Origin of the sequence: Rathayibacter sp. VKM Ac-2759, assembly GCF_009834225.1 — a bacterium.
Taxonomy (GTDB): domain Bacteria; phylum Actinomycetota; class Actinomycetes; order Actinomycetales; family Microbacteriaceae; genus Rathayibacter.
This window is the reverse complement of sequence record NZ_CP047176.1, coordinates 2,062,215-2,074,125: the sequence shown is the minus strand read 5'-3', so window position 1 is coordinate 2,074,125 and position 11,911 is coordinate 2,062,215. Positions and strand designations below refer to the sequence as shown.

The window sequence follows — 11,911 nt, the reverse complement described above, 5'->3', positions numbered from 1 at the left end:
CGCAGGCCGCCGTATAGATTCGACGGGAGGCGTCGCCTCGCCTCCGCCCGCCCACTCCAGATCTCGAGGACGACCGATGCTCCACTCGACCCGGACCCCCGCCGAGAAGCGCCGGCTCTTCCGCGAGCGCCTCGCGAGCGGCGAGCTGCTGCAGCTGCCCGGCGCCTTCACTCCGCTCTCGGCGCGGCTGATCGAGGAGAAGGGCTTCGACGGCGTCTACGTCTCGGGCGCGGTGCTCTCGGCCGAGCTGGGCCTGCCCGACATCGGGCTCACGACTCTCAGCGAGGTCGCGGGGCGTGGTCAGCAGATCGCGCGGATGACCGACCTGCCCGTCCTCGTCGACGCGGACACCGGCTTCGGCGAGCCGCTCAACGTCGCCCGCACCGTGCAGATGCTCGAGGACGCGGGAGTCGCGGCGCTGCACATCGAGGACCAGGTCAACCCCAAGCGCTGCGGGCACCTCGACGGCAAGGCGGTGGTCGACGAGAGCACGTCCGTCCGCCGCATCGCCGCGGCGGTCGACGCGCGTCGCGACCCGGACCTCGTGATCATGGCGCGGACCGACATCCGCGCCCTCGACGGCCTGCAGGCCGCGATCGACCGGGCGAAGCGGCTCGTCGACGCGGGTGCCGACGCCGTCTTCCCCGAGGCGATGCGCGACCTCGGCGAGTTCGAGGCGATCCGCTCGGCCGTCGACGTGCCGGTCCTGGCCAACATGACCGAGTTCGGCAAGAGCGAGCTCTTCACCGCGCGCCAGCTCGCCGACGTCGGCGTGAACATCGTCATCTACCCGGTCTCCCTCCTGCGCATCGCGATGGGCGCGGCGATGCGTGCTCTCGACACGCTGAAGGCCGACGGGTCCCTCCGCGCCGAGGTGCCGGGGATGCAGACGCGGGCCGAGCTCTACGAGCTGCTCGACTACGCCTCGTACAGCCGGTTCGACGAGGGCATCTTCGACTTCAGCCTCGCCGACCACCACGGCGCCTGACGACGGCGCGCCGACTCCGGCGCGCCCCGGCCCATCTCGCGAAGGAGCGGACATGAGCACCACCGACCAGGACATCCGGAAGGGACTCGTGGGCGTCGTCGTCGACACCACGGCCATCTCGAAGGTCGACCCGGAGTCGAACTCGCTCCTGTACCGGGGCTACCCCGTGCAGGAGCTCGCGGAGCAGCGCTCCTTCGAGGACGTCGCCTGGCTGCTGTGGAACGGCGAGCTGCCGACGGCGGAGGAGGCGGCGCGCCTGCGCTCGTTCGAGCGGTCGCACCGCGCGCTGGAGCCCGGGATCCGCGCGGTCATCGATCTGCTGCCCACCACCGCGCACCCGATGGACGTCGTGCGGACGGCCGTCAGCGCGATGGGGGCCCTCGACGAGGACCCCGGCGCGGACGCGCCCGGCGAGGTGCTCGAGCGCTCCGTGCGGCTGTGGGCGGCACTGCCGGCCGTCGTCGCCTATGCGCAGCGCCGACGCCGCCTCGAGGAGCCGATCGCCCCGCGCCGCGACCTCGACTACTCCGAGAACTTCCTCTGGATGACCTTCGGCGAGGTGCCCGACCGGGTGGTCGTCGACGCCTTCCGCGTCTCGCTCGTGCTCTACGCCGAGCACTCCTTCAACGCGTCGACCTTCACCGCGCGGGTGGTGACCTCGACCCTGTCCGACGTCTACTCGGCCGTGACGGCGGCGATCGGCGCGCTGAAGGGGCCCCTGCACGGAGGCGCGAACGAGGCGGTCCTGCACGTGTTCGACGAGATCGGGCTGGGTCCGGCGGCGGGGCCGCGCTCCCGGGAGTGGCTCGCGACGGCGCTCGGGGAGCGCCGCAAGGTGATGGGCTTCGGCCATCGCGTGTACAAGTCGGGCGACTCGCGGGTGCCGACGATGGAGGCGGCGCTGCGCCGCGTCGCCGAGCACGAGGGTGCCGCCGAGATGCTCGAGCTCTACGACGCCCTCGCGGAGGCGATGAGCGAGCGCACGGGGATCCTCCCCAACCTCGACTACCCGTCGGGGCCGGCGTACCGGCTGATGGGGTTCGACACCGAGATCTTCACCCCGCTGTTCGTCGCCGCCCGCGTCGTCGGCTGGACCGCGCACGTCCTCGAGCAGCGCGCCTCCAACGCGCTGATCCGGCCGCTGTCGGCGTACGACGGGCCCGCCCGCCGATCGGTGCCGGGCGAGGCCCGCTGACCGAGCGGCCGGGGCGTGCCGGGAGACGGTCGCTCCCGGCACGCCGGAGGGGTCAGTCCTGCGCGTCGCGCGCCTGCGCGCGGAGGGCGCGCTCGACGCCCGCGAGGTTCTCGATCACCAGGCGGCGCAGCGCCGGCACTTCGGGGTTGGCGGCGAGCCACTCGCGGGTCGCGTCGACGATCTCCTGCGACGCGGTGGCCGCCGGGTAGAAGCCGACGACGAGGTACTCCGCGATCTTGTAGCTCTTGCTGTCCCACAGCTCGCGCAGCGAGCCGAAGTACACCGGCACCATCGCGTCCAGCAGCTCGGGGTCCGAGGTGCGCTGGAAGCCGAGGCCCGTCGCGCGGACGATGGTGTTGGGAGCCGAGTCGTCGAGCGTGACCGAGTCCCAGGCCGCGCGCTTCGCCTCTGCGGTGGGGATGGCGGCACGGGCGTTCGCCGCGGACTGCGCGCCCGTCGCCGTGTTGTCGGCGGCCAGCGCGGCGTCGATCTCGCTCGCTCCGGCCCGGTCGCCGGCGACGAGTGCGATCAGCAGCTCCCAGGACAGGTCGGTGTCGATTTCGAGTCCGTCGAGCGTCGTCCCGCCGTCGCGCAGCGACTGCACGGCATCGAGGTGCGCCGGAGTCGAGGCCACCGCGGCGAAGAACTTGACGAACTGGAACTGCGCGTCGCTGCCGGCCTCGGCCGCCCGGGCCATCGCCCAGAGCCGGTCGCCGACCTCCTCGACGACCGCGGTGCGGTGCTCGGGAGCCACGTACTGGGTCGCCGTGGTGACGAGCTGGCCCAGCACCGTGCGGAGCGTGGTCGACTCCGTCTCGGTCGCGATGTTCCCGAGGACGAGGCGCACGAAGTCGCGCGGCGCCGCCTCGGCGTCCCGCGTCGCGTCCCAGACCGATCCCCAGACGAGCGAGCGCGCGAGCGGGCTCTCGATGCTCGCGAGGTGCTCGATCGCGACGGCGAGCGATTCGTCGTCGAGGCGGATCTTCGCGTAGGCGAGGTCGTCGTCGTTCAGCAGCACGAGGGCGGGACGGGTGCGCCCGATGAGCTCGGGCACCTCGGTCCGGTCGCCGTCGACGTCGAGCTCGAGGCGGTCGACGCGCACGAGGCGGTCGCCGTCGAAGTCGTAGAGGCCGATCGCCAGACGGTGCGGGCGGATCGTCGGGTACTCCTCGACGGCCGTCTGCAGGATCGCGAAGGACGCGATCGACCCGGCGTCGTCAACGGAGATCTCGGGGCGGAGGGTGTTCACTCCGGCGGTCTCGAGCCAGAGCGAGGACCACTCGGTGAGGTCGCGTCCGCTGGTCGCCTCGAGCTCGACGAGCAGGTCGCGCAGCTCGGTGTTCGAGAAGGCGTGCTTGACGAAGTACTCGTGCACTCCCGCGAGGAACTCCTCCTCGCCGACCCACGCCACGAGCTGCTTGAGCACCGAGGCGCCCTTGGCGTAGGTGATGCCGTCGAAGTTGACCTGGACGTCCTCGAGGTCGTTGATCGTCGCGACGATCGGGTGGGTCGAGGGCAGCTGGTCCTGACGGTAGGCCCAGCTCTTCTCCATCGCGGCGAAGGTGGTCCAGGCCTCGGTCCACTCGGTCGCCTCGGCGGTCGCGAGGGTCGACGCGTACTCGGCGAACGACTCGTTGAGCCAGAGGTCGTTCCACCAGGTCATCGTCACCAGGTCGCCGAACCACATGTGGGCGAGCTCGTGCAGGATGGTGACGACCCGGCGCTCCTTGACCGCCTCGGTGACCTTCGAGCGGAAGACGTAGGTCTCGGTGAAGGTGACGGCTCCCGCGTTCTCCATCGCGCCGGCGTTGAACTCCGGGACGAAGAGCTGGTCGTACTTGTCGAACGGGTACGGGACGCCGAACTTCTCCTCGTAGAACGCGAAGCCCTGCTTCGTCTTCTCGAACACGTAGTCCGCGTCGAGGTACGGAGCGAGAGACGCGCGAGCGAAGACGCCGAGCGGGACGGTGCGGCCGTCGGAGGAGACGAGGGAGTCGGTCTCGACCACGTACGGCCCGGCGATGAGCGCGGTGATGTACGAGGAGATGCGCGGGGTGGGCTCGAAGCTCCAGGTCGCGACGCCGTCGCCCGCGGGCACCGGCTCGGGCGTGGGCTGGTTCGAGACGACCTGCCAGGCGGCGGGCGCGGTCACCGTGAAGCGGAACGCTGCCTTGAGGTCGGGCTGCTCGAACACGGCGAACATGCGTCGCGAGTCGGGGACCTCGAACTGGGAGTAGAGGTAGACCTCGCCGTCGACCGGGTCGACGAAGCGGTGCAGGCCCTCGCCGGTGTTCGTGTAGAGCGCGTCGGAGACGACGGTCAGCTCGTTGTCGGCCGCGAGGGAGTCGAGGCGGATGCGCACGCCGTCGGCCACGTCGGAGGGGTCGAGCTCGGCGCCGTTCAGCGTCACCGAGTGCACGGTCCTCGTGATCGCGTCGATGAAGCTCGAGGCTCCGGGCGTCGCCGTGAACCGCACGGTCGTCGTGCTGAGGAACGTCTCGGCGCCCCGGGTGAGGTCGAGGGTGACGTCGTAGTCGGTGACCTGGATCAGTGAGGCGCGCTCCTGCGCTTCGCTGCGGGTGAGGTTGTCTCCTGGCACGTGGTGCTCCATCCGTTCGTCGCGGGCGCGGCATTGCCGGGCGCCGGGGTGCTGGCGCCGCCGATCTACCCTAGAGCCGCCTGGGGGATGCGCGCCGGGAGGTAGCGTTGTGCCATGACCACCGTCGATTTCTGGTTCGATCCCTCCTGCCCCTGGGCCTGGATGACCTCGCGGTTCGTGGACGAGGTGACCCCCGCCCGCGAGCTCGAGGTGAGCTGGCACATCATGAGCCTCGCCGTCCTCAACGAGGACAACGACGTGGACGAGTCGTACCGCGCCTTCTTCCCGCGCGCCCTGCGCTTCACGCGCCTCGTCGCCGCCGTCGCCGCACGCGAGGGCGAGCAGCACGTCAAGCCGCTCTACGACGCGCTCGGCACCCGGATCCACGTCGAGGCCCGCAAGGACGCCGACGCGATCATCGCCGAGTCGCTCGCCGAGGTCGGCCTCGACGCCGGTCTCGCCGCCTTCGCCGACACGGACGAGTACGACGAGCCGATGCGCGCCTCGCACTTCGACGGCATCGGGCGCGTCGGCCAGGACGTCGGCACCCCCGTCATCGCGATCGGAGACGTCGCCTTCTTCGGCCCCGTCCTCTCGCCCGCCCCGCGCGGCGAGCAGGCGCTGGCGCTGTGGGACGGCATCGTGGCCGCCGCCTCCTACGACGGCTTCTTCGAGCTCAAGCGCTCGCGCACCCGCGATCCGATCTTCGACTGAGCGATCCTTCGCTACCCTGACATCCGGCCCCGGCTCCACGGGCATCGAACGGCACTTCCGGAGGACGAGCGCGTGCGCATCCACATCGCAACGGACCACGCAGGGCTGGATTTCAGCCGGCACCTGATCGAGCACCTCGGTGCGGCCGGCCACGAGGTGGTCGACCACGGACCGACCTCGTACGACCCCCTCGACGACTACCCCTCGTTCTGCATCAACGCGGCGGCCGCGGTCGTGCGCGATCAGGAGGCGGGGGTCGAGGCGCTCGGCATCGTCTTCGGAGGATCGGGCAACGGCGAGCAGATCGCCGCCAACAAGGTCACCGGCGTGCGCGCCGCGCTCGTCTGGAGCCTCAGCACCGCGGTGCTCGCGCGTCAGCACAACGACGCGAACGTGATCTCGATCGGCGCGCGCCAGCACACCGTCGAGGAGGCGACCGGCTTCATCGACGCCTTCGTCGCCGAGCCGTTCTCGTTCGAGGAGCGCCACGTGCGCCGCATCGCGCAGCTGGCCGAGTACGAGGCCACCGGCGACATCGCCGGCCGCGTCGTCGACTCCGCCGCGAGCGGCCGCTAGGTGCCGGAGGGGCACTCCGTCCACCGCATCGCGCTGCAGTTCGAGCGCGACGTCGTCGGGCACCGCGTCGCGACGAGCAGCCCGCAGGGGCGCTTCGCCGAGGGCGCCGCGCTGCTCGACGGGCGCGAGGTCGTCGGGTCGACCGCGGTCGGCAAGCATCTGCTCCTGAGCTTCGAGGGGGAGGCGACGCTGCACGTGCACCTCGGGCTCTACGGGGCCTGGGACTTCCTCGGCCACGTGTCTCCGCTGTTCCCGGACGGGCAGGCGGGCAGCAGCATCGGCGCGCCCCGGCGGCGCCGAGCGGTCCGCCTGTCCGAGACGGAGCACGAGACCGACACCGACCTCGAGGAGTTCCCGCCGCCGCCGATCGGCGCGGTGCGGGTGCGCATCCGGACGGAGGAGACGGTCGCCGACCTGCGCGGTCCGACCGCGTGCGAGGTGATGGACCCCTCGCAGGTCGAGGCGCTGCTCGCGCGGCTCGGTCCTGACCCGGCCGACGACGACTCCGACGAGGCGCGCGACCGCTTCGTGAACCGCCTGCGCAAGACCGCGACCCCGGTGGGCCTCGTGCTGATGGACCAGTCGGTGGTCAGCGGGATCGGCAACATCTACCGCGCCGAGCTGCTCTACCGGGCCGGGCTCGACCCGCACACGCCGGGCAAGCAGGTGCCGCTCGAGCTGGCGCGCGAGCTCTGGGCCGACTGGGCGCTCCTGCTCGAGGACGGCATCCGCACCGGGATGATGATCACCCGCCGCGGACTCACGAAGACGGAGCGCTCGAAGGCGGTCAGGAGCCGCGCCGAGCGCAACTACGTCTACAAGCGCGAGGGCCTGCCGTGCCGGGTCTGCGGCACGAACGTCCTGATCGAGGAGATCGGGGCGCGCAAGCTCTACTGGTGCCCGGTGTGCCAGTCGTGACCGTCTGACCCGCGAGAGGACCCGATGCGCCAGAACCCGAGCTTCGTGCTCAGCGACACCGACGACATCAAGCAGCTGATCCGCGAGAACCCGTGGGCGACGATCGTCAGCACGACGGCGGCGGGGGAGACGCTGGCCTCGCACTACCCCGTCGTCCTCGACGAGACGGAGGAGGAGGTCGTCGTCTTCAGCCATGTCGGCCGCCCCGACGACCTGCTGCACGAGCTCGGCGAGCACGAGATCCTGATGATCGTGCAGGGGCCCCACGGGTACATCTCGCCCGGCTGGTACGACGCCGATCCGGCCGTGCCGACGTGGAACTTCGTCACCGCGCACCTGACGGGCACGCCTGAGATCCTCACGCCCGAGGAGAACCTGCGCGCCCTCGCCGACCTCGTCGACCGTTTCGAGGAGGTGCTGCCCGATCCGCGCCGGATGGAGGGCACGCCCGAGGACGCCGCCTACGCCGCCCGCATCTCGAGCGGTACGGTCGGCTTCCGGCTCCGCGCGACCCGGATCGTCGCGAAGCGCAAGATGAGCCAGAACAAGCCGCCGGCGATCGTCGACCGCATCCTCGCCGAACTCGACGGTGACGGCCCCTACGCCTCCGCGCCGCTCGCCCGCGAGATGCGTCGCGCGCGCCGGGACGCGCGGTGATCGGCGATCTGCTCCTGCGCGGAGCACGGCTGCTCGGCGGGCAGGAGCCGGTGTCGGTCCTCCTGCGCGACGGATCGGTCGCGGCCATCGGCCCCGACGGCTCGCTCGCCGCCGACGAGGTGCGCGAGTTCGACGGGCGCTGGCTGATCCCGGGGCTCTGGGACGAGCACGTGCACTTCTCGCAGTGGGCGATGACGGCCCCGCGGCTCGACGTCTCGGCCGCGCTGTCGGCCCGGGAGGCGGTCGACGCGGTCCGCGGGCGCCTCGCCTCCTCCACCGACACGGCCGCCACCCTCGTCGGCTACGGATTCCGCGACGGGCTGTGGCCGGACCTGCCGACGACGACGCTGCTCGACGAGGTCGCTCCGGAGCACCCCGTCGTGCTCGTCAGCGGCGATCTGCACTCGGCCTGGGCGAACACGGCGGCGCAGCGCCGCTACGGCGTCTCACCGCAGGACGACATCCTGCGCGAGGACGCGTGCTTCCGTCTCGTCTCGGCGCTCGAGGCGCTCAGCGACGACGACCTGGACGATCTGGTCGACGACGCCGCTCGTCGCGCTGCGGCCCGCGGAGTCGTCGGCGTCGTCGACCTCGAGATGCGCTGGAACGTCGGCGACTGGACGCGGCGCGTCTCGCGCGGCATCCGCTCGCTCCGGGTCGACACCGGGGTCTACCGCGGCGATCTCGAGCGCGCGATCGCGGAGGGTCTGCGCTCGGGCGACGAGCTCGCGGGAGGAGAGGGGCTCCTCCGGATGGGCCCGCTGAAGGTGCTGATCGACGGCTCGCTGAACACGCGGACCGCGTACTGCACGCATCCGTACGAGGGGGAGGACGCGGGCCGTGGAGTGCTGACGGTCGAGCCGGACGAGCTCGACGGGCTCCTGGCGCGCGCGGCGGCCGCGGGCATCCGTCCCACGGTGCACGCTCTCGGCGACGCCGCGGTCTCGATCGCGCTCGACTCCCTGGCGCGGGTCGGCGGCGGCCGGATCGAGCACGCGCAGCTGGTGACCGCGGCCGACCTGCCGCGCTTCGCTGAGCTCGGTGTCGTCGCCGGCGTGCAGCCGGCCCACGCGCTGGACGACCGGGAGGTGGCGGAGCGGTACTGGCGTGGGCAGACCGGCCGGGCGTTCGCGCTCCGCTCGCTCGTCGACTCCGGAGCGACCGTCGTGCTCGGATCGGACGCGCCGGTCGCGCCGCTGGACCCGTGGGTCGCCGTCGCGGCGGCGGTCTCGCGGGCGCGGGCGGGGGAGGAGCCGTGGCATCCGGAGCAGCGCCTCACGATCGCGGAGGCGCTCGTCGCGTCGACGCGCGCCCGCCTGCTCCGCCCCGAGCCCGGCGACCCGGCCGACCTCGTGGTGCTCGACCGCGACCCGCTCGCGTCCGACCCCGAGGAGCTGCGGACGATGCCCGTCGCCGCGACCCTGGTCGCTGGCCGCTTCACGCACGAGCTCTGACGCCGGCGGCCGTCCGCCGCGCGGACGACGAACGGCCCGCCGGATCCGGGATCCAGCGGGCCGTCGGGAGGAGTCGGCTCAGCTCTCGCTGACGTGGGCGAAGAGGAACCAGCGGTCCTTCTCGAGGCCGCGGCCGATCTCGATCGCGACGTCCTGGCTGCTCGCGTCGATGTCGGCGAGCTCGGCGATCGCGGTGTTGACCGTGGTGATCGCGACGTCCATGAGGGTGATGACCTCCACGATCGCGTTCTCGGAGCGCTGGAAGCCCGGGGTGAGCGGCGCGGTCCGCGTGGCGGAGGCGACGGTCTGGATGCGCGCGTCGACCGGCAGGCCGAGGGCGACGACGCGCTCGGCGGCGAGGTCGGCCCACTCGATCGAGTGGGCGACGATCGTGTCGAGCAGCTCGTGGACGCCGATGAAGTTGGCACCGCGCACGTGCCAGTGCGCCTGCTTGCCGTTGACGGCCAGCGCGGTCATCTCGACGACGACGGGGCTGAGGAACTGGGCGACTCCGGATGCGACATCCGGGTTCGACGAGGTGAGCGACGTGACGGATGCAGTGGACATCGTCTGTTCCTTTCGAGAGGGGGTGACTGATCGTCAACTGTACGCCGCAGCCCAGCGCCCGCAAGGAAGCGGAGGCTCCGCTAAGGCCGGTGAAGGGGAGCCTCGCCTGAGCGCCCGCAGCGCTCGCGGACCTCGTTCAGGGGGTCAGCCCCCGCGCCCGGCACCGCCCGCGCCGATACCCTCGACAGGGTGCCCGGCGACCGATCGAGCAGAGGTGGGGAGGCTCCGATGAGCACTGCGCCGTCCGCTCTCGGCGAGGCGACCCGCGCCTACCTCCGTCTCTGGCGGGAGCTGCCGCGCGAGGCGCTCGCCCTCCTCCTCGCGGTCCCGCTCTCGGCGATCGGAGCGTTCGCCGCCGGACTGGCGCTCGCGCTCGCCCTCGCTCTCGTCGGCGTCTTGATCGGTCTGGTCTTCCTCCCGCTCGCCCTCGTCATGGCGCGCTACTTCTCCCGCGTCGCCTGCGGCCTCGACACTCTGGCGGGCCGCCCCGCCATCCCCGAGCCGCAGTGGCGGCGCGCGCCCGCCTCCGTCACTCCGGCGACCTTCTCGCTCTACGGCCCCGTGATCGACGGGCACTACTGGCTGGCACTGCTGCACACGCTCGTGGTCGCGCCGCTGCTCGCGCTCCTGTTCGCGGGAGTCCTGGGGCTCTGGATCTGGGCGGGTCTCGGAACGCTCGTCTCGATGCTCGACGGCTCGGGCGGCGCCGCGCAGTGGGTGGCGGAGCGCTCCGTCGCCGTTCTCGGCCTGCCGGAGCCGCCGCCCGTCCTCGTCGCGCTCGCGGGCGCCGCGATGGTCGTCCTCTTCGTCTCGACCCTCCCGTTCGCGACCCGCGGGCTCACCCTCGCGCGCTACCTCGTCGATCGGCTCCTGCTCGGCCCGTGGGGATCGGAGGCGCTGCAGCGCGAGGTCGCGGAGCTCAGCGCCTCCCGCGGCGCCGCCGTCGCAGCCGAGGACCGGGCCCTCCGCCAGCTCGAGCGCGACATCCACGACGGACCGCAGCAGCGGCTGATCCGGGTGCAGATGGATCTCGGTTCCGCGCGGAGCCGCGTCCGCACCGATCCCGACTCCGCGGCGGTGCTGATCGACGAGGCCCGGGAGCACGTCCGCTCCGCTCTCGACGAGCTCCGTGCGCTGTCGAGGGGAGTGGCCCCGCCGATCCTCCAGGACCGCGGCTTCGAGGCCGCCGTGCACTCGCTGGCCGCGATGAGCCCCGTCCCGGTGCAGGTGCTGACCGAGCACGCGATCGACGACGTCCCTCCCGAGATCGAGCGCAGCGTCTACTTCGTGGTCGCCGAGCTGCTCGCGAACGCCTCCAAGCACGCATCGGCCCGGTCAGTGCGGGTGCACCTCGACGTGCGCGATGCGGGTTCGGCGGGGGAGCGCTGGCTCGACGTCTGGGTCGTCGACGACGGGGTCGGTGGTGCCGCGCCCCTCGCGGGCCACGGACTCGAGGGGCTCGAGGGCCGCGTCCGGGGTCTCCGGGGCCTCCTCACCGTCGAATCGCCTCAGGGCGGCCCCACGACCGTCGGGGTCCACGTGCCCTTCCGGCCCCGCGCCCTATCCTGAGTGCGTGCCGCCCGCAGCTCCCATCCGTGTCGCCATCGCCGAGGACTCGGTCCTGCTGCGGGAGGGCCTCGTCCGCCTGTTCGAGGACGCCGGCTTCGACGCGGTCGGCGCCCACGGCGACGCAGTCGGGCTGCTCGCCGCCCTGGACGCGGAACCGGCCGGAGTCGACGTCGCCGTCCTCGACGTGCGCATGCCGCCGACGTTCCGCGACGAGGGGGTCCGTGCCGCCCTCGAGATCCGCCGGCGGCACCCGGGCGTCGCCGTGCTCCTGCTCAGCCAGTACGTCGAGGTCACCTACGCGCACGAGCTCCTGGGCTCGGGGGAGGGCGGCATGGGGTACCTGCTCAAGGACCGCGTCGCCTCCGTCGACGAGCTCCGGGACGCGGTGGAGCGCGTGGCCGCGGGAGGAACGGTGCTCGACCCGCAGGTCGTCGCCTCCCTCCTGCAGCGCAACCGCGACCCGCTCGCCGGTCTCACTCCGCGCGAGCGCGAGGTGCTCGAGGCGATGGCCGAGGGCCGGACGAACCAGGGCATCGCCTCCGCCCTGTTCATCGGTGTCGGCGCGGTCGAGAAGAACGTGACGTCGATCTTCCAGAAGCTCGGCCTCGAGGACTCGGGCTCCGACCACCGCCGGGTGCTCGCCGTGCTCGCGTGGCTGCGCAACGGGCGCTGAG

At 72.3% G+C, this 11,911-nt stretch carries 11 protein-coding genes; 9 read left to right on the top strand and 2 right to left on the bottom strand.

Annotated features, from left to right (window positions below; genetic code table 11):
* Positions 1 to 76 precede the first annotated feature (76 nt).
* Positions 77 to 988, top strand: a complete 912-nt coding sequence (gene prpB / locus GSU68_RS09500) for a methylisocitrate lyase (protein WP_159907664.1) — start codon at positions 77 to 79, stop codon at positions 986 to 988.
* Positions 989 to 1,040: 52 nt separating this feature from the next.
* On the top strand, positions 1,041 to 2,183 hold the full coding sequence (locus tag GSU68_RS09495; RefSeq protein WP_159907661.1) for a bifunctional 2-methylcitrate synthase/citrate synthase: 1,143 nt from the start codon (positions 1,041 to 1,043) through the stop codon (positions 2,181 to 2,183).
* A gap of 52 nt (positions 2,184 to 2,235) precedes the next feature.
* Here GSU68_RS09495 and pepN read toward each other — a convergent pair whose 3' ends face one another.
* Complete coding sequence (gene pepN / locus GSU68_RS09490; protein WP_159907659.1) at positions 2,236 to 4,782, bottom strand: aminopeptidase N; 2,547 nt, start codon at positions 4,780 to 4,782, stop codon at positions 2,236 to 2,238.
* 114 nt (positions 4,783 to 4,896) lie between these two features.
* Between pepN and GSU68_RS09485 the strand changes: the two genes are divergently transcribed.
* From GSU68_RS09485 to GSU68_RS09465, 5 genes are all read left to right on the top strand, one after another.
* Positions 4,897 to 5,496 carry a DsbA family protein gene (locus GSU68_RS09485; protein ID WP_159907656.1) on the top strand — a complete coding sequence of 200 codons (600 nt, stop codon included), beginning with the start codon at positions 4,897 to 4,899 and terminating at the stop codon, positions 5,494 to 5,496.
* A gap of 72 nt (positions 5,497 to 5,568) precedes the next feature.
* The gene (locus GSU68_RS09480) at positions 5,569 to 6,072 is read left to right on the top strand and encodes a ribose-5-phosphate isomerase (protein WP_159907654.1); all 504 of its coding nucleotides are present in this window, start codon (positions 5,569 to 5,571) and stop codon (positions 6,070 to 6,072) included.
* On the top strand, positions 6,073 to 6,990 hold the full coding sequence (locus GSU68_RS09475; protein WP_159907651.1) for a DNA-formamidopyrimidine glycosylase family protein: 918 nt from the start codon (positions 6,073 to 6,075) through the stop codon (positions 6,988 to 6,990).
* Positions 6,991 to 7,014: 24 nt separating this feature from the next.
* A complete protein-coding gene (locus GSU68_RS09470) occupies positions 7,015 to 7,647 on the top strand; it encodes an FMN-binding negative transcriptional regulator (RefSeq protein WP_159907649.1) in 633 nt (210 codons plus the stop codon).
* Positions 7,644 to 9,101 carry an amidohydrolase family protein gene (locus tag GSU68_RS09465; protein ID WP_348272487.1) on the top strand — a complete coding sequence of 486 codons (1,458 nt, stop codon included), beginning with the start codon at positions 7,644 to 7,646 and terminating at the stop codon, positions 9,099 to 9,101. The genes GSU68_RS09470 and GSU68_RS09465 overlap by 4 nt, the downstream gene beginning before the upstream one ends.
* Positions 9,102 to 9,179: 78 nt before the next feature.
* On the opposite strand, the gene GSU68_RS09460 is transcribed toward GSU68_RS09465, so the two are convergent.
* Positions 9,180 to 9,668 carry a DNA starvation/stationary phase protection protein gene (locus tag GSU68_RS09460; RefSeq protein ID WP_159907646.1) on the bottom strand — a complete coding sequence of 163 codons (489 nt, stop codon included), beginning with the start codon at positions 9,666 to 9,668 and terminating at the stop codon, positions 9,180 to 9,182.
* 228 nt (positions 9,669 to 9,896) lie between these two features.
* Here GSU68_RS09460 and GSU68_RS09455 point away from each other — a divergent pair, with 228 nt between their 5' ends.
* Positions 9,897 to 11,237 (top strand): histidine kinase, encoded by a 1,341-nt coding sequence (locus GSU68_RS09455; RefSeq protein WP_159907644.1) that lies wholly within the window; start codon positions 9,897 to 9,899, stop codon positions 11,235 to 11,237.
* Between the two features lie 4 nt (positions 11,238 to 11,241).
* Complete coding sequence (locus tag GSU68_RS09450; RefSeq protein ID WP_167305266.1) at positions 11,242 to 11,910, top strand: response regulator transcription factor; 669 nt, start codon at positions 11,242 to 11,244, stop codon at positions 11,908 to 11,910.
* The last annotated feature ends 1 nt before the right edge of the window (position 11,911 follow it).